18 protein-coding genes are annotated in these 16,225 nt (G+C 63.3%); 5 read left to right on the top strand and 13 right to left on the bottom strand.

The genetic code is table 11. From position 1 onward, the window contains the following. Window positions 1-112: 112 nt before the first annotated feature. On the bottom strand, window positions 113-442 hold the full coding sequence (locus EB815_RS21960; protein WP_056576955.1) for a phasin family protein: 330 nt from the start codon (window positions 440-442) through the stop codon (window positions 113-115). A gap of 283 nt (window positions 443-725) precedes the next feature. Here EB815_RS21960 and EB815_RS21955 point away from each other — a divergent pair, with 283 nt between their 5' ends. After that, on the top strand, window positions 726-2,150 hold the full coding sequence (locus EB815_RS21955; RefSeq protein WP_056576952.1) for a D-alanyl-D-alanine carboxypeptidase family protein: 1,425 nt from the start codon (window positions 726-728) through the stop codon (window positions 2,148-2,150). Window positions 2,151-2,197: 47 nt separating this feature from the next. Here the strand turns inward: EB815_RS21955 and EB815_RS21950 are convergent, their stop codons facing one another. From EB815_RS21950 to EB815_RS21940, 3 genes are all read right to left on the bottom strand, one after another. Further along, entirely contained in the window at window positions 2,198-2,899 is a 702-nt protein-coding gene (locus EB815_RS21950) for a DnaJ domain-containing protein (RefSeq protein ID WP_065005091.1), read from the bottom strand. A 277-nt stretch (window positions 2,900-3,176) separates the two neighbouring features. Beyond that, a complete protein-coding gene (locus EB815_RS21945) occupies window positions 3,177-3,614 on the bottom strand; it encodes a DUF1489 family protein (protein WP_056576946.1) in 438 nt (145 codons plus the stop codon). A 69-nt stretch (window positions 3,615-3,683) separates the two neighbouring features. Next, complete coding sequence (locus tag EB815_RS21940) at window positions 3,684-5,087, bottom strand: L-serine ammonia-lyase (protein ID WP_056576943.1); 1,404 nt, start codon at window positions 5,085-5,087, stop codon at window positions 3,684-3,686. A gap of 178 nt (window positions 5,088-5,265) precedes the next feature. On the opposite strand from EB815_RS21940, the gene EB815_RS21935 reads away from it, so the two are divergent. Continuing rightward, a complete protein-coding gene (locus EB815_RS21935; protein WP_056576940.1) occupies window positions 5,266-5,985 on the top strand; it encodes a DUF599 domain-containing protein in 720 nt (239 codons plus the stop codon). Here EB815_RS21935 and EB815_RS21930 read toward each other — a convergent pair. The 6 genes from EB815_RS21930 to EB815_RS21905 all read right to left on the bottom strand — a co-directional run bounded on the left by EB815_RS21930 (window position 5,958) and on the right by EB815_RS21905 (window position 10,592). Next, window positions 5,958-6,755: a YdcF family protein gene (locus tag EB815_RS21930; protein ID WP_056576937.1), complete on the bottom strand. Its 798-nt coding sequence runs from the start codon at window positions 6,753-6,755 to the stop codon at window positions 5,958-5,960. The two genes, EB815_RS21935 and EB815_RS21930, sit on opposite strands and share 28 nt — an antisense overlap. Before the next feature lie 55 nt (window positions 6,756-6,810). Further along, window positions 6,811-8,376, bottom strand: a complete 1,566-nt coding sequence (locus EB815_RS21925) for an amidase (RefSeq protein WP_065005092.1) — start codon at window positions 8,374-8,376, stop codon at window positions 6,811-6,813. Then, window positions 8,376-8,831, bottom strand: a complete 456-nt coding sequence (locus EB815_RS21920) for a GNAT family N-acetyltransferase (RefSeq protein ID WP_056576931.1) — start codon at window positions 8,829-8,831, stop codon at window positions 8,376-8,378. The genes EB815_RS21925 and EB815_RS21920 overlap by 1 nt, the downstream gene beginning before the upstream one ends. A gap of 7 nt (window positions 8,832-8,838) precedes the next feature. Further along, window positions 8,839-9,126 carry an Asp-tRNA(Asn)/Glu-tRNA(Gln) amidotransferase subunit GatC gene (gene gatC / locus EB815_RS21915; RefSeq protein ID WP_027044576.1) on the bottom strand — a complete coding sequence of 96 codons (288 nt, stop codon included), beginning with the start codon at window positions 9,124-9,126 and terminating at the stop codon, window positions 8,839-8,841. 317 nt (window positions 9,127-9,443) lie between these two features. Next, window positions 9,444-9,860 (bottom strand): hypothetical protein, encoded by a 417-nt coding sequence (locus EB815_RS21910; RefSeq protein WP_081294745.1) that lies wholly within the window; start codon window positions 9,858-9,860, stop codon window positions 9,444-9,446. Between the two features lie 24 nt (window positions 9,861-9,884). After that, window positions 9,885-10,592 carry a metal-dependent hydrolase gene (locus tag EB815_RS21905; RefSeq protein ID WP_056576925.1) on the bottom strand — a complete coding sequence of 236 codons (708 nt, stop codon included), beginning with the start codon at window positions 10,590-10,592 and terminating at the stop codon, window positions 9,885-9,887. A gap of 124 nt (window positions 10,593-10,716) precedes the next feature. On the opposite strand from EB815_RS21905, the gene ruvX reads away from it, so the two are divergent. After that, window positions 10,717-11,223, top strand: a complete 507-nt coding sequence (gene ruvX, locus EB815_RS21900) for a Holliday junction resolvase RuvX (protein ID WP_056577428.1) — start codon at window positions 10,717-10,719, stop codon at window positions 11,221-11,223. Here ruvX and EB815_RS21895 read toward each other — a convergent pair. The 3 genes from EB815_RS21895 to EB815_RS21885 all read right to left on the bottom strand — a co-directional run bounded on the left by EB815_RS21895 (window position 11,141) and on the right by EB815_RS21885 (window position 13,777). Then, entirely contained in the window at window positions 11,141-11,482 is a 342-nt protein-coding gene (locus EB815_RS21895) for a DUF6105 family protein (RefSeq protein ID WP_081294746.1), read from the bottom strand. The genes ruvX and EB815_RS21895 overlap by 83 nt on opposite strands. Beyond that, the gene (locus EB815_RS21890; RefSeq protein WP_056576919.1) at window positions 11,482-12,030 is read right to left on the bottom strand and encodes a hypothetical protein; all 549 of its coding nucleotides are present in this window, start codon (window positions 12,028-12,030) and stop codon (window positions 11,482-11,484) included. The genes EB815_RS21895 and EB815_RS21890 overlap by 1 nt, the downstream gene beginning before the upstream one ends. Before the next feature lie 118 nt (window positions 12,031-12,148). Beyond that, window positions 12,149-13,777, bottom strand: a complete 1,629-nt coding sequence (locus EB815_RS21885) for a DNA alkylation response protein (RefSeq protein ID WP_056577425.1) — start codon at window positions 13,775-13,777, stop codon at window positions 12,149-12,151. A 192-nt stretch (window positions 13,778-13,969) separates the two neighbouring features. Between EB815_RS21885 and EB815_RS21880 the strand changes: the two genes are divergently transcribed. Beyond that, window positions 13,970-14,935 (top strand): aspartate carbamoyltransferase catalytic subunit, encoded by a 966-nt coding sequence (locus EB815_RS21880; RefSeq protein ID WP_056576916.1) that lies wholly within the window; start codon window positions 13,970-13,972, stop codon window positions 14,933-14,935. Continuing rightward, on the top strand, window positions 14,932-16,218 hold the full coding sequence (locus EB815_RS21875) for a dihydroorotase (RefSeq protein ID WP_056576913.1): 1,287 nt from the start codon (window positions 14,932-14,934) through the stop codon (window positions 16,216-16,218). The genes EB815_RS21880 and EB815_RS21875 overlap by 4 nt, the downstream gene beginning before the upstream one ends. Window positions 16,219-16,225: the final 7 nt, after the last annotated feature.

Here is a 16,225-nt window from a genome sequence, read left to right as displayed (position 1 = left end):
TGAAGCGCTACGCCGCTCCGGAGGGGAAATTGGCATGAAAAAACCCGGCCGCGCTTCCGCGACCGGGTTGTCCCAGACCCAAAGGGCCGGAGTTGCGACTGTCGGGCGAAAATTACTTCGCCTTGGCAACGATCGATTCGAACGGCTTGTAAGCTTCCTTGGCGAGTTCGGCATAGAGATCGCCAATCTTGGTGGCCTCGGCGACGAACGCCTCGTAGGACTGCTTGGCGTAGTCTGTGTGGATCTCGATCGCCTTTTCCAGCGACTTGGCCGAAAACAGCTTTTCGGCAGCGGCGCTGCCGGCTTCGAAACTCTTCTTGGTATATTCACCGGCTTCGGTCGCGATCGCCTGCGCACCCTTGGAGAGCGAAGCGAAGCTCTTCAATCCGGTATCGGCGAATTCCTTGCCGTATTTGCTGAAGTCCTCATAGGTCTGGGTCATTTCACGATTCCCTTGACGGTTGAGACGTCCTTCTTCGGGGCGCCCTTGTGCAATGCACTCAATATATTGTGCGACGCACAAAAGTCAATATTTGGCCTGCGTGGAGGCTTGCCTGCGCAGGCAATGGCTAAAAATCAAATAAAGTGAGTTTCAAGCCCGAAGAAAATGGTGAACGCGGCGGTTACCATAAACGGATTGGTAACGCTGCCCCGCTAGCTTGGCTGGAAGTGAGGCAGGACCCTTTGCCGCCTCCAACGCAACGAAGAATTCAAGGGAAATATCAGTGCGTCAGGCGTTGTTGGGCATCGTTTCCAAATCCACCTCCCCCCTCAAAGCGATCATGGCCCTCGCCTTGGCGATGACATTCGTTTGCGCCGACGTCGCCTCGTCGCTGGCCGCGCGCCAGGCGGCCATTGTCGTGGACGCCAAGACGGGCAAGGTGCTGTACTCCGCGGATGCCAACGGCAGGCGCTATCCGGCGTCGCTGACCAAGATGATGACGCTCTATCTGACCTTCGAAGCTATGGCGAAGGGCAAGATCGGCAAAAACTCGCCGGTGGTGTTTTCGGCCCATGCCTCCGCCGAGGCGCCGACGAAACTCGGCGTGAAGCCGGGCGGTTCGGTAACGGTCGAGACCGCGATCCTGTCGATTGTCACCAAGTCGGCGAATGATTCGGCCACGGCGCTCGGCGAAATGCTTGGCGGTGATGAAGCCACCTTTGCGCGCATGATGACCGCCAAGGCGCGGCAGCTCGGCATGAACGGCACCGTCTTCCGCAACGCCAACGGCCTGCCTGATCCTGGCCAGTTCACCACCGCGCGCGACATGGCCACGCTGGGCATCGCACTGCGGGAGCATTTCCCCCAGTACTATGGCTATTTCTCGCAGCGCTCCTTTCTCTACGGCCGCCAGCGCATCAACGGCCATAACCGACTGCTCGGACGCATTAAGGGCGTCGACGGCATCAAAACCGGCTACACCCGTGCCTCCGGTTTCAATCTCGTCTCGTCCGTCTCCGACGGCAACCGCCGGCTCGTCGCCGTTGTCATGGGCGGGACGTCGGGCGGCAGCCGCGACAACCAGATGGCAAGCCTGATCAACACCTATCTGCCGAGGGCATCGACCCGCGGTGGTGGCGATCTGGTTGCCAAGGCTGACAGCAACAATCCGATCAAGGCACTTGCCAAGGTTCTCCTGCCCAAGCACGACGCGCCGACCCCGGATGAAAAGCCGGTAGCCGTCGCTGAAGACGACACCTCTGTCGCCGACGACGCAGCCGTTGCCCAGGGCGACAGCGAGGACGAGGATACCGCTCAGGCCGAGGCACCCAAACTGGTAGCCCCGGCAAAGAAGGTAAAGACCGTCATCGTCGCTGCCCCCAAGGTCGCTACGGCGCAGGTCGTGGCCGCCTATGCCGAACCGACACCAGCTGTCGACCCGGTCAACACGGCGTCGGTACCGTCGGGCTGGGCCATCCAGGTCGCATCGTCGCCTAAACAGTCGGAAGCCCAGGCATTCCTCGACAAGACCACCAAGCAGGCGCCCAAGGTGCTGGCGGATGCCGCCGGCTTCACCGTCGCCTTCGACAAGGACGGAGTCACCTATTACCGCGCCCGTTTCGGCGGTTTCGGATCGAAGGACGCCGCCTGGAAGGCCTGCACTGCTTTGAAGAAGAAGAAAATCGAGTGCTACGCCGTCCAGCAATAGGACGGCGTGGAAGCGATCTCCCGGAAAATTCCTGCGTCGAAGGAGAACTAGTTGTGATTGGAGAGCAAGACGTCCTTGGCTTCGTTAATTCGCGCCGCCAGGAAAGACGTGCCGCCGACATCGGGGTGCAGGCGCTGCATCAGGCGGCGGTGCGCCTTGCGGACATCCGCCGCGGCGGCCCCCGCTTCAAGACCAAGGACCTTGTAGGCCTCCTCCTTAGTCATGGAGCCCGGACCTGGCGCAACACCCAGCCCTTCGCCACCGTTCGTCTCAGTGTTTTTGCGCCAGACGGGAAATCTGCCGTCAAGATACGTCTCTAGCAGTTGGCGACTCTCCGCATCGCCGGAGAGTTCGCGGTAGAGATGCTGCAGCTCCGCAACGCCCATCGCGCCAAGCATCTTGCCGTCGTGGCGGCCGGCCAGAACCAGTCCTTCAAGGCCGCCCGTATTGTGATCCAACTCCATCTCGAGTGCTGCCGTCCGCACCGTTGAGCGTTTTCCCGACGCCGAACTGACCTTGGGTCGGTTCGCGTGCATGGCGGCATACCAGCCGATTGCCCCGAACAGGATGACGCCGCCGATTCCGCTTCGACCGACCAGAAGCACCGCGCCGCCCGCCAGCGCCAGCAGGACCGGAGCCAGTGTTCTCGTCCCGCTCGCAAGCCGGGCGGGGTCGGCCCGAAGGAAGGCCGAGACTACGGTCAGGAGCACCAGCAGCAGTACGACCAGAACGATAATTGCGCCTAACATTTCCTACCGCCCCGCGAGTAACCTGTCCGCCCGGACAGCCGCGTGATGTCATCAACCACTTTTTCTGCGCCGGAATGATGGCCTTCCCTCGGGCGGGAAGAGGCCGCCATGTAGGCCGGCCCGGCGAACGCCGCGGCTTTCGTCGAGTTCGACAGCTTTTGATCGCGCATGAATTTCAAGATGTGGCGTTGTGGCTCCGCTTGCAAGTCCAGTGCGAGGCAAGATTGAGGGCCAGAAACGGCCAGCGCCCGGACAGGCAACGCTTGTGCGCGGAGATCTACAGCAAGCCGAGGTCGGCAAGCTCGCGTCTGAGTTTCGGCGGCATCTCGACCAGCCCGGCCTTGCCCTTGCCGAGATCGAGTGGCGCGTCCGAAGGTTTCAGGTAGCGCCAGCCCTGGAAAGCCCGCCGTGGCTGCCAGTCGGTGCGCACGACTTGCGGATCGAGCATCAAATGGCAGCGGCCGATGCCCTCATCGTCGGTGAACGGCCGGATTTCAGTGATCAGCTGGCGGCACTGCACGTTGCCCTTGATCACCCAGTAGAGTGAACCGCCATCGGTGATCTCGGCGCCGCGCGTCGGCACCATGCGCGTGGTGTGCCAGTGTTCGGCCGGTTCACCGGCCCGGCGCCGTTCGTCGAGACGGAACTCGATCCATTCCTCGAGATCCTCGACGCTGTCGCAGCCGACGCACAGTTTTAGGAGATTGAGAGCCATTCGCTAAGGTTAGTCCGGAGCGCCGACACGTCAACGGCCTGACGAACTTCTCCACAGTGCCAAGCGCCTTCAGCACTCCACGACATTGACGGCGAGCCCGCCGAGGCTGGTTTCTTTGTACTTCTCGTTCATGTCGAGGCCTGTCTGGCGCATCGTCTCGATCGCCGAGTCGAGCGGCACGAAGTGAACGCCGTCGCCCTTGATCGCCAATGAGGCGGCGGTCACCGCCTTGACCGCGCCGAGAGCATTGCGCTCGATGCACGGAACCTGCACCAGCCCGCCGACCGGATCGCAGGTCATGCCGAGATGATGTTCGAGCGCGATTTCGGCCGCATTTTCCACCTGCATGGGCGTACCGCCCATGACCGCGCACAGGCCGGCCGCTGCCATTGCCGAGGCGGAACCGACCTCGCCCTGGCATCCGACCTCGGCGCCCGAGATCGACGCATTGGTCTTGATGATGCCGCCGACGGCCGCTGCCGTCAGCAGGAAGTCGCGGATGCTCGGCTGGTCGGCCTCGGGATGGAAATGCAGCCAGTAGCGAAGCACCGCCGGCAGCGTGCCGGCTGCGCCATTGGTCGGCGCGGTGACGACGCGCCCGCCCGCCGCATTCTCCTCGTTGACCGCCATCGCGTAGATCGACAGCCAGTCATTGGCAAGCAGCGGATTTGGCCGGTTCTGTTGCCACTGTTCCTGCAGCTTGTCGTGGAGCTGCCGGGCGCGGCGCCGCACCTTCAGCCCACCAGGCATGATGCCGTCCTGCGACAGGCCACGGTCGATGCAGCCCTTCATCGCGCTCCAGATCGCGTCGAGGCCGGCATCGAGCTCCTCGCGCGACATCTGCGTCTCCTCGTTGACGCGCTTCATCTCGGCGACGGAAAGGCCGCTCTTGGCCGCCATCTTCAGCATCTCGACCGCGTTCTTGAAGGGATAAGGCACTTTCTTGCCTTCTGTCGTCACCGACCCCTTGGCCTTCATCCGCTGCAATTCTTCTTCCGAGACCACGAAGCCGCCGCCGATCGAATAGTAGATGCGCTTGAGAAGCAGACGGCCGCCGGCATCGTAGGCATAGAACGCCATGCCGTTGGCGTGCCCCGTGAGCGGCGTCTTGCGGTCGAGCACCAGATCCGTGGCCGGGTCGAAATTGTAGGACGGGTGACCGGGCGGTGAAATCACCCTGTCGGCGGTGATGCGGCCGACAATGCCGTCGGCCTGATCGGGATCGACCGTTTGCGGCGTCTGGCCGGCAAGGCCGAGGATAACGGCGCGGTCGCTGCCATGGCCGATTCCGGTATAGGCGAGCGAGCCATGCAGGCTGGCCCCGATGCGGGCGACCTTGGCGCCGGCGGGCCGCGGCCAGTCGTCCCCCGCGACTTCGTCGAGAAACCGCCGCGCGGCAGTCATCGGCCCCATCGTGTGAGAGCTGGAGGGGCCGATGCCGATCTTGAACAGGTCGAAAACCGAAAGGAACACGCTGTCTCCTGGGGCACGTCGAGGACTACATACAGATATAGGAATTCCCCGGATGTTTCCGCTCTTTTGGCAATCGCGGCGCAGCACCTGCCGACCTTGTTTGCTCCGGCAGCGACATTGCCGTCGATCACGTGAGCCCGCATCGAAGCGACCGTGCTGGATGTGATAAATTCAGCCCATGGGCGATTCCTTCTATCTTTCGATGGCTGATTTCGGGGCGCTGGCGTTCTTCCTGATCGCGTGGCTGCTGCACACGCTCGCCTCCGACGGCAAGCTGGTCAGCCGAATGTCGCTGACGACGGCGATGAATGCACAACGCGAAGCCTGGATGCGCACCATGGCCGAACGCGAAATCCGTATCGTCGACACCGCCATCATGAGCGGCCTGCAGCAGGGAACCGCCTTCTTCGCCTCCAGTTCCCTGATCGCGCTCGGCGGCTGCTTTGCCTTGCTTGGCGCGTCCGACCGGGTGCTTGAGGTGCTGAGCAACCTGCCGCTCGGCGGAGCGCCGTCGCGCCCGGCCTTCCAGATCAAGGTGCTGGGACTGGTGCTGATCCTCGCCTTTTCCTTCTTCAAATTCGGCTGGGCCTACCGGCTGTTCAACTACTGCTCGATCCTGATCGGCGCGGTGCCGATCCCGCATGGCGAAGCCTCACGCAATCCGGTCACCGAAACGGCGGTGTGGCGCGCGGCGCAGATGAACATGCTGGCCGGCAAGCATTTCAACTCGGGCCTGCGTGGCGTGTTCTTCTCGATCGGCTATCTCGGCTGGTTCGTCGACCCGGTGGTGTTTATGCTGTCGACACTTCTGTTGCTGGCCGTGCTGGTGCGCCGCCAGTTCTTCTCGGCGGCGCGGCGCGCCGTCATCGGTCAGCCGCCCGGCGCCGGAAACGGCTGATCGATGCGGCCCGAAAGCCAATAGGCGACAAGCCCGATCCATTCGCGGAGCGCTATGGTGGTGTTCTGCACGGAATCGATCGGATTGTCGCGAAACAAGCCGACACCTTCCTTGCCGGAAGTGTGATAGTCGACCGGCCATGGAACGGTTGGAAACCCAGCCTTGTCGAACAGCGCCTTGGCCCTTGGCATGTGGAAGGCGGAGGTCACCAGCAGCCAGGTCTCGCCCGACTTCGGTTCGACGAGTTTGCGGCTGAAGACCGCATTTTCGTAGGTGTTGCGGGACTTGTCCTCGAGGACAAGACGATCGGCCGATACACCCAGCGGGACGAGCAGGCGGGACGCGGTGTCGGCGTCTCCCTCGGCGTCGATGAAAAACGAGCCGTGTCCACCCGATACAACCACCTTGGCTTCGGGGAAGCGTCGGGCGAGGATTGCGGTCTCGACCATGCGGTCGCCGCTGCTGCCCAATTCATAGCCGCCACGCGCCAAGTTGATGGCGCCCTCGAAGCCGCCGCCCAGCACGATGATGCCGTCGACCTTTTGCGGCAATGGCGGGCGCGGAAAGCGTTCTTCCAGCGGGTTGAGCATCATCGCCCCAAGCGACGTCCAGGTCGAGAGCGCAAGGATCAGAAAACCAAGCACGCTGCCGGTGACCGCCAGCCGCCGCCGGCCGATCGTTGCGGCGATCAACCCCGCCAGAAGCAGGAAGATCGTCAGGTTGAGCGGCTGGATGAAGAACCAGAAGACCTTGGAAAGAAGGAAGAACATCGCTCACCCCATCACGACGCGGCGCATCCTTTTACGCGCTGGACGAGCGATACCCTTACCACCACTTTTCCGGCTGGAATGTGCCGGCCGCCTGCTCGATGACGGCGGCGGTCTGGAACAGCGTTTCTTCCTCGAACGGCCTGCCGATGAGCTGCAGGCCAAGTGGCAGGCCCTTGGGATCGAGACCGGCCGGCACGGCGATGCCCGGCAGACCGGCCATGTTCACGGTGACCGTGAAAATGTCGTTGAGGTACATCTTGACCGGGTCGGCGGCCATGTCCTCGTCGGCAATGCCGAAGGCAGCCGACGGGGTCGCCGGGGTCAGGATGACGTCCACGCCGGCGGCGAAGACGTTTTCGAAGTCGCGCTTGATCAGGTTGCGGACCTTCTGAGCCTGCAGATAGTAAGCGTCATAGTAGCCGGCCGACAGCACATAGGTGCCGATCATGATACGGCGCTTGACCTCACGGCCGAAACCGGCAGCGCGGGTCTTCTCATACATCTCGACAATGTTCTTGCCTGGCACGCGCAAGCCGTAGCGGACGCCGTCATAGCGCGCGAGGTTCGATGAAGCTTCCGCGGGCGCCACGATGTAGTAGGCCGGCAGCGCGTATTTGGTGTGCGGCAGGGAAATGTCGACGATCTCGGCGCCGGCATCCTTGAGCCAGGCAATGCCCTTCTGCCACAGCGCCTCGATCTCCTCGGGCATGCCGTCGACGCGGTATTCCTTGGGAATGCCGACCTTCATGCCCTTGATCGGCTTGCCGATCGCCGCCTCATAGTCGGGCACCGGCCGGTCGACCGAGGTCGTGTCCTTCGGATCGACGGAGGCCATCGACCTGAGCAGGATCGCGGCGTCGCGCACGTCGCGCGCGATCGGTCCGGCCTGGTCGAGAGACGAGGCGAACGCGACGATGCCCCAGCGTGAGCAGCGGCCATAGGTCGGCTTGATGCCGACGGTTCCGGTGAACGCGGCCGGCTGACGGATGGAACCGCCAGTGTCCGTGGCCGTGGCGCCGGCGCACAGGAAGGCCGAGACGGCGGTCGCCGAACCACCGGAAGAGCCGCCCGGCACCAGTTGCGCATTGTCCAGGCTGCGCTGGGTTTTCGTGCCGCCGGCAGATACGAAGCCGCCATCGCCCTGATGCGTCGTCGGCATTACCACCGTGTCGAGGCGCGAACGTCGCCAAGGGTTTATGACCGGGCCATAATAGGATGTCTCGTTGGACGAACCCATGGCGAACTCATCCATGTTGAGCTTGCCGAGCATCACCGCGCCGTCGGCCCACAGATTGGCGGTGACAGTTGATTCGTAGCGCGGCTTGAAGCCGTCGAGTACATGGCTGCAGGCCTGGGTATGAACGCCTTCGGTGCCGAACAGATCCTTGATCCCCAGCGGAATGCCTTCCAGCGCGCCGCCCTCGCCCTTGACCAGCCTGGCATCGGACGCCTTGGCCATGTCGCGTGCCTTGTCGCCAGTCACCGCGACGTAGGCATTGAGCGCCGGATTGGCGCGATCGATTGCCGAGAGATAGGCCTCGGTGATCTCGGTCGCGGTGATTTCCTTGCCGCGCAGCTTGGCGCGGGCCTGCGAAATCGTCAGTCGGGTCAGATCGCTCATCAAAGGCTCTTTTCGTAAAATACCGACCACTCGGAATCGGGATAATCCAGCACCGGGCCGCAGCGCGAGAACCCGGCACGTTCGTAGACGGCCCAGGCCGCGGGATGGCGATCGCCCGTCTCCAGCACCAGCCGCGTCAGTCCTTCCTGCCTCGCCAGCGCCTCGACCCGTTCGACGATCCTGGCGCCGATCTTGCGGCCGCGATGCGAAGGCCTCGTGTACATGCGCTTGACCTCGCCGATAGCGTCGCCATGGCGTTTCAGCGCCCCACAACCGATGGCGATGCCGTCGTCGCGAGCGATGAAAACGGTCGTATCCTGGCCCGCCATCTGCTCGACCGTCAGATGGTAGCAATGCTCAGGCGGCGTCAGTTCGAGCAAGGTCTCGTTGAGTTCCTGGACCAGCCCGCGCACATCGTCCTGCAGCGGCGTCTCGATGGCGATCTCGATTGCCATCGGCGCCCTACTCCACGACCTTCGGCACGAGGAAAAAATTCTCTTCGGTCGCCGGCGCATTGGCGACGATGTCGGCCGCCTTGTTGCCGTCGGTGACGACGTCCTGGCGCTTCTTCATCTCCATCGGCGTCACCGAGGTCATCGGCTCGACGCCGGACACATCGACCTCGTTCAGCTGCTCGACAAAACCAAGGATGGCGTTCAGCTCGCCGGTCATGCGTTCCGCATCTTCTTCGCTGACCGCAATGCGGGCGAGACGCGCCACGCGCTTCACTGTCTTGACATCAACGGACATATATTTGCCTCGGGGAAAACCAGTCCGGGCTATAGCGGCGCGGCGCGCACTGCGCAACATGCATCGTGCCTGGCATCGCGCTAGGCGGCGGTGCCGACCCGGTCCCGGGAGCGCCGCAGCGGGTTGGGCAACTCGAACAATCGCTTCCTGGACGAACACATCCCGCATGCGTCCTCGTCTTCCAGCGCCGCGAAGGCTCGCAGTTCCGCCATGGAGCAACCTGGCTCAAGCGGTCGATATGCCAGATAAGGATCCCAGTTGCCGGAAAGCCGGTATTTTTGCCTTCTGCATCGGCGACCTGACGCGCTGCATCATCGTCATGGCAGGGCAACGCCCTCGCACAGATAGTAGCTGCCGCTATTGCCGCTCGCCTCGCTTTCGTCGTCGATCGGCCGGACCGACACGAGATCGAGCTGCGTCGGGCTGATCCGCGTTACCGACAGGACATCGGGAAAGACATAGCCCGGTTCCTGGCAGATGGCCGTCACTGCCCAGCTCGGCGAGCGCGTCGCCTTGCTGACCTGCACGAACTCGCAATTGTATTCGACGCCTTGCAGGCCATGCACGGAAAGCACGACGTTGCCGGCGTCGATCAGCGTCTGCAGCGTGTCCTTCCTGGCCTGCGCGCAAAGCTCCTCGGACTGCAGATAGACGCCTTCGATGAAGTCATCCGCGGCGAGCGCGGGCGACGCCGCGACAAACATCGACACGCAAAGAGATCGCCCCAACGCCATGAATTTGTTCCGCTTTGGCCGTTTCTAGATCGTAATCGTCTGGCCGATACCAGGCAATGCGACTTTCACGCCGGACCCTTCCAGGCCGGCCTCGAATTTCTCGGGCGTCGGATCGATCATCGGAAACGTGCCGAAGTGACAAGGCACGACCGTGTCGAACTTGAAGAAACGCCGGCAGGCAAGTGCCGCCACCGCGCCGCCCATGGTGAAACGGTCGCCGATCGGCACGATGCCGATCTTCGGCTCATGCAGTTCGTTGATCAGCGCCATGTCGGAAAAAATGTCGGTGTCGCCCATATGGTAGAGCGTCCGGTCTTCCGGGAAATGCAGGACCAGCCCACCGGGATTGCCGAGATAGACGTTCTTGCCGCCGTCTTCACCAAACGAGGAGGAGTGCAACGCCTGTACGAAAGTGGTGGTGAAGCCGCCGCAATCGACCGTGCCGCCGATGTTGCCGGGATTGATCTTGTTGCCATCCACGCCCTTGCCGACCAGATACATGCAGATCTCGAAATTGGCGACCAGCTGGGCACCGCTCTTGCCGAGCACTTCCAGCGCGCCGCTGATATGGTCGCTATGCCCGTGCGTCAGCAGGACATGCGTGATCCCTTCCGCCGGTCCTTCCCAGCCGCCCGTCCATGATGGGTTGCCAATCAGATAGGGGTCGATGAGGATCTTGGCGTCAGCGGTTTCGATACGGAAGGCCGAATGGCCGTACCAGGTCAGTTTCATTTATGCATTCCTCGATTTTTGCCGGGCCAAAGGATAGAACGCCGATAGCCCCGAGATCAAAGGGTATAGTGTCCGCCGCCCATCCGGAAGAATGCGTGCCGCTGAAAAAGACAAGGAAAAACCGTTGGCTATCATCACGATTGAGCAATTGCCAGCGCGGCTCGCCAATGGCAGGACGCTAGCGGGGCTCGATCTCGGCGACAAGACGATCGGCGTAGCGGTTTCCGACCGGGGATTCTCCTTCGCCCATCCACGCCCGGTCATCATGCGGAGGAAATTCTCCCTCGACGCCGCCGTGCTTCTGGCCTTGCTGGAGAAGGAGAGTGTCGGCGCGGTGGCGATCGGGCTGCCGATCAACATGGATGGGTCGGAAGGTCCGCGCGCGCAGAAATCGCGCGCCTTCGTGCGCAACATGGCGCAGTTGAGCGACCTGCCCTTCGTGCTCTGGGATGAACGGCTGTCGACGGTCGCGGCCGAAAGGACGCTGATCGAAATGGATTTCTCGCGCGCCAAACGCGCTGGCAAGATCGATTCGGCTGCGGCCGCCTTTATTCTGCAGGGAGTTTTGGACCGGCTTCGGTCGCTCTATGCAGCCGAACGAACGGAACCTGGACCGCCCAACGCCGACTGATCCAGCCGGCGATTTCGCGACGGCGGCGGAACGCCCACAGGGCCAGCAGCAGAAATCCGTCGAAGATGCACGTCTTCGCCACCATTCCAGGGATGATCGACGGGTCGATGCCCAGCATCTGACCGTAGAGCTGGAAGAAGAAGTCGTGCGTCCGCCGGCTGAGCATGACGTAGCCGAAATTGAGGTCGTTGGCCGACAGATAGAACCAGCCCCAGAAAATCGCCATCGGGGCCGCCCACATTCCGAAGATATAACGCATCAGCGGCCTCCCTTCCCGTTCGGTCCGGTTCGGCCCGATATCAGGGAGAGCAGCGAATTATGGGCCGCTGCCTTCGCCATGCTGTGCGCCATGGCATGGAAATCCGCGTCATCGGACGCGGCTGCCGAGCGCCGCTCGGCGAGCATCGCGACATAGGAGGCCAGAAGCGCGGCCAGCTGCACCGCGACGACCATGAAAAGCCCGTTGATGCCCTGCGCGGCGCCACCAATCAGGATCATCGACAGCACGCCTGAAGCGGAAATGAAGGCCATGCGAACGACGCTGTCTGCGCCCGGGCTAGCCCCATCGTTGATCAAGGAATCGACAAAGGCCCAGAAGAACAGCACCGAGACAACCAGCAATGCTGTCGCCAGCGGCGCGACAACGATGACATTCTCCAGATTGACGAACCGGGCGCTCTCGACGGTGACGCCGAGCACGCCGAGGGCTGCGGCCACACCGCGATTTCCATCGATGCAGATCAGTGCCAGCAGGGCGAAAACAATCGCCCAGTGCACGGACAGAAAGGAGGTCAATACGTGTCGCATCGTGGTTCCTGCTTCGGCAGGAGTGACAGTGGGCTTTGCCGCCCGCCGCCGCAATGGAAACCATTTGTTAAGGTTAACGGCGGTCCACAGCGTGCACGGGGACCCGGCGATTCTCGGCTCAGTTTACTGGCGGATAGAGCGTGTCGATGATCATGCGGGCATCGTGACGCGAATCGAGCATGCCATAGGTGTTGCGCCACTGGCCGGCCAGGCGCGTCTCGACGAAGGCATCGGCGATCCGCCCTGCCCCCAGCCGGCGCAATTCCGCCGCCGCGGCCGACAGCGCCAGTTGTTCGGTCAGCAGCCGGGCCGAGCCCTCATCGGTTGAAGCAACCTGCATTGCCGCCTTCAGCACGCCGATCGTGCCGCGCCCGCCGGCGCCGAGGTCGCGATCGATGCCTGCCAGCACCTCTTCGAACAGGCCCGGCGCGCGGCCGAGCACACGCAGCACGTCGAGGGCCATGACGTTGCCCGATCCTTCCCAGATCGCGTTGACCGGGGCCTCGCGATAGTAACGGGCGAGCGGCGCCTCCTCGACATATCCATTGCCGCCGAGGCACTCCATCGCCTCGTAGAGCAGCGGCGGCGCGATCTTGCACACCCAGTATTTGACGACCGGCGTCATGGCGCGGGCAAATGCCGCCTCGCCGCGATCGCTCGCCGCTTCGTCGAAGGAGCGCGCCAGCCTGAACGACAGCGCGGTCGCCGCGGCGACATCGAGCGCCATGTCGGCCAGCACGCGCTGCATCAGCGGCTGCTCGATCAAGGTCGAGCCGAACACCTGGCGGTGGCGGGCATGATGAACCGCTTCCGCCAGCCCTGCCCGCATGATCGCCGAGGACGCCACGGCACAGTCGAGCCGGGTCAGGGTGACCATGTCCATGATCGTCTTCACACCGGCACCGGGTTCGCCGACCATCTCGCCGATGGCATTGACGAACTCGACCTCGGAAGACGCGTTGGAGCGGTTGCCGAGCTTGTCCTTCAGCCGCTGAAGGCGGAAGCCATTGCCCGACCCGTCGCCGAGAACGCGCGGCACGAGGAAACAGGACAGTCCTTCCGGCGCCTGTGCCAGCACCAGGAAGGCATCCGACATCGGCGCCGACATGAACCATTTATGGCCGGTCAGGCGGTAGAAGCCGCTGCCGGCGCGTTCCGCCCTTGTCGTGTTGGCGCGCACATCCGTGCCGCCCTGTTTCTCCGTCATGCCCATGCCGAGCGTCAGCCCGGTCTTCTCGACCGGCGGCTTCTGGCTCTGGTCGTATTTGCGCGTCGTGACCCGCGGTGCCCATTCGCGGAACAGTTTCGGGCTGGCCATCAGCGCCGCCAGCGAGGCGCTGGTCATGGTGATCGGGCAGAGATGCCCGGTCTCGAGCTCCGCCGTCAGATAGAAGCGGGCGGCGCGCACCTGATGGCGGCGACCGATCTCGGCATCGCCATTTTCCCAGACTGATGAATGCAGGCCGTTCGCCACCGAACGGCGCATCAAGGCGTGATAAGCGGGGTGAAATTCGACCAGGTCGATGCGTCGTCCCTGGCGGTCATGGGTCCTGAGCTTCGGCGTCTCGACATTGGCGAGACGGGCCAGTTCCTGCGCCTCCTGCGTCAGCACGAAACGGCCGAGCCCGTCCAGGTCCTTGCGCACCGGGTCGGAAAAGCGCTCGGCAAGCTGGATCAGCAACGGATCGCCTCGCCAGGCGTTGCCGCCCGTCAACGGCGGCGGCTGGTTCGTTACGTCGTCGGTCACGCCCAATCCTTTTATCGGTAGACCTTTTATCTGCAGAAAGGTCCTTGTCGTGCGAAAGCCACGAATCCGAGGCCCTCGGCTAGATATAGCCAAGCGTTGCCGCGCGCGCGACGAAAATACCGGGGAGAACGGCGCCAATCGAAAGCTGGTGCTTGCGGGCGCAAAATCCGCACCCTATAGCAGCCCCTTGAGATGACCGACGCTTCGTCCCTGCCACTCTATCCCCACCGCCATCTTCTTGGCATCAGCGATCTTTCGCCGGCCGATATCGAGCTTTTGCTCGACAGGGCGGACAGGGCGGTCGCGATCTCGCGGCAGTCCGAGAAAAAGACCTCGACGCTGCGCGGACGCACCCAGATCAATCTCTTCTACGAGGCCTCGACCCGCACGCAGTCTTCGTTCGAGCTGGCCGGAAAGCGGCTCGGCGCCGATGTCATGAACATGTCGGTGGCGAGTTCTTCCGTGAAAAAGGGCGAGACACTCATCGATACCGCGATGACGCTGAACGCCATGCGGCCCGACATCCTGATCATCCGCCACCAGTCGGCGGGTGCCGCCGCTCTCCTGGCGCAAAAAGTCGGCTGCTCGGTGGTCAATGCCGGCGACGGGGCGCATGAACACCCCACACAAGCGCTGCTCGACGCACTGACCATCCGCCGCGCCAAGGGTCCGCTGTCGAAGCTGATCGTGGCGATCTGCGGCGACATCCTGCATTCGCGCGTGGCGCGCTCCAACATCATGCTGCTCAACGCGCTCGGGGCGCAGGTGCGGGTGGTGGCACCTTCGACATTGCTGCCCTCCGGCATTGACAGGATGGGCGTCATCGTCACGCGCTCGATGGCCGAGGGCCTGAAGGACGCCGACGTGGTGATGATGCTGCGCCTGCAGCGCGAGCGGATGGAGGGCGCCTTCGTGCCTTCGGTGCGCGAATATTTCCGCTATTTCGGCCTCGACGCCGAAAAGCTGAAGGCGGCCAAGGACGACGCACTGGTAATGCATCCCGGCCCGATGAACCGCGGTGTCGAGATCGCCTCGGAAATCGCCGATGGCCCGCAAAGCGTCATCCAGGAACAGGTGGAGATGGGCGTCGCCGTTCGCATGGCGGTGATGGAAGCGCTGCTTGATCCTCGTCGTAATCAAGAGGGTCGCGGCGCATGAGCACGACGGTCTTTGAACGCGCCCGCATCGTCGACCCCTCGCGCGGCATCGACGAAGTCGGCTCGGTCATTGTCGATGGCAGGAAGATCGTTGCCGCCGGCAAGGCGGCGTTGAACCAGGGCGTGCCCGGGGGAGCGACCGTCATCGACTGCGCCAACAAGGCGATCATCCCCGGCCTGATCGACGGCCGCGTCTTCATCGGCGAGCCTGGTGGCGAGCATCGCGAAACCATCGCTTCGGCCAGCGTTGCAGCCGCGGCCGGCGGCGTCACCTCCATCGTCATGATGCCCGATACCGATCCGGTGATCGACAATGTCGCGCTGGTCGAGTTCGTGCTGCGCACCGCCAAGGACACGGCGATCGTCAACGTCTTTCCGGCGGCGGCAATCACCAAGGGCCTCTACGGCCGCGAGATGACGGAATTCGGCCTGTTGCGCGAGGCGGGCGCCGTCGCCTTCACCGATGGCCGCCACACCATAGCGAGCGCGCTGGTGATGCGCCGGGCGCTGACTTATGCCCGCGACTTCGGCGCAACCATCGTGCATGAGACGCAGGATGCCGACCTCGGTTCGTCCGGCGTCATGAACGAAGGCCTGTACGCCAGCTGGCTCGGCCTCTCCGGCATTCCGCGTGAGGCCGAATCCATTCCGCTGGAGCGCGATCTGGCTTTGGCGCGGCTGACGCGCGGTTCCTATCACGCGGCAAAGATCTCGACTGCGATGGCGGCGAACGCCGTGACACGCGCCAAAACCGACGGCGCTGCCGTCACCTCGGGCGTCTCGATCCACAATCTGTCGCTCAACGAAAACGATGTTGGTGAATACCGTACCTTCTTCCGCCTGACACCGCCTTTGCGCGCAGAGGAAGACCGGCTGGCTATGATCGAGGCGGTCAGGGACGGCACGGTCGACATCATCGTGTCCTCGCACGATCCGCAGGATGTCGACACCAAGCGCCTGCCCTTCGCCGACGCCGCGGCCGGAGCCATCGGATTGGAGACGTTGCTTGGCGCGGCCTTGCGGCTCTACCACAATGGCGATGTGCCGCTGCTGCGTCTGATCGAAACCCTGTCCACCGCGCCCGCAAGGCTGTTCGGATTGGCCGGCGGCACGCTGAAGCCTGGCGCTGTTGCCGATCTTGCCCTTGTCGATCTCGACGAACCCTGGATCGTCAGTGAAAGCGGCATTCGCTCGCGCTCGAAAAACACCTGTTTCGAAGGTGCGCGCCTGCAAGGCAAGGTCTTGCAAACGCTGGTCGCGGGCCGCACAGTATACTCGGTATAGAACCGGT

It is taken from the genome of Mesorhizobium loti, assembly GCF_013170705.1.
In the GTDB taxonomy this organism is placed as follows: domain Bacteria; phylum Pseudomonadota; class Alphaproteobacteria; order Rhizobiales; family Rhizobiaceae; genus Mesorhizobium; species Mesorhizobium loti_D.
This window is presented reverse-complemented; position numbering and strand designations above follow the sequence as displayed.

Bases quoted from the DNA above. Each gene is read 5' to 3' on its own strand.
- EB815_RS21960 (WP_056576955.1), bottom strand. From the start codon at position 442: ATGACCCAGACCTATGAGGACTTCAGCAAATACGGCAAGGAATTCGCC.
- EB815_RS21950 (WP_065005091.1), bottom strand. From the start codon at position 2,899: ATGTTAGGCGCAATTATCGTTCTGGTCGTACTGCTGCTGGTGCTCCTG.
- EB815_RS21945 (WP_056576946.1), bottom strand. From the start codon at position 3,614: ATGGCTCTCAATCTCCTAAAACTGTGCGTCGGCTGCGACAGCGTCGAG.
- EB815_RS21935 (WP_056576940.1), top strand. From the start codon at position 5,266: ATGGGCGATTCCTTCTATCTTTCGATGGCTGATTTCGGGGCGCTGGCG.
- EB815_RS21930 (WP_056576937.1), bottom strand. From the start codon at position 6,755: ATGTTCTTCCTTCTTTCCAAGGTCTTCTGGTTCTTCATCCAGCCGCTC.
- EB815_RS21925 (WP_065005092.1), bottom strand. From the start codon at position 8,376: ATGAGCGATCTGACCCGACTGACGATTTCGCAGGCCCGCGCCAAGCTG.
- EB815_RS21920 (WP_056576931.1), bottom strand. From the start codon at position 8,831: ATGGCAATCGAGATCGCCATCGAGACGCCGCTGCAGGACGATGTGCGC.
- gatC (WP_027044576.1), bottom strand. From the start codon at position 9,126: ATGTCCGTTGATGTCAAGACAGTGAAGCGCGTGGCGCGTCTCGCCCGC.
- EB815_RS21910 (WP_081294745.1), bottom strand. From the start codon at position 9,860: ATGGCGTTGGGGCGATCTCTTTGCGTGTCGATGTTTGTCGCGGCGTCG.
- EB815_RS21905 (WP_056576925.1), bottom strand. From the start codon at position 10,592: ATGAAACTGACCTGGTACGGCCATTCGGCCTTCCGTATCGAAACCGCT.
- EB815_RS21895 (WP_081294746.1), bottom strand. From the start codon at position 11,482: ATGCGTTATATCTTCGGAATGTGGGCGGCCCCGATGGCGATTTTCTGG.
- EB815_RS21890 (WP_056576919.1), bottom strand. From the start codon at position 12,030: ATGCGACACGTATTGACCTCCTTTCTGTCCGTGCACTGGGCGATTGTT.
- EB815_RS21880 (WP_056576916.1), top strand. From the start codon at position 13,970: ATGACCGACGCTTCGTCCCTGCCACTCTATCCCCACCGCCATCTTCTT.
- EB815_RS21875 (WP_056576913.1), top strand. From the start codon at position 14,932: ATGAGCACGACGGTCTTTGAACGCGCCCGCATCGTCGACCCCTCGCGC.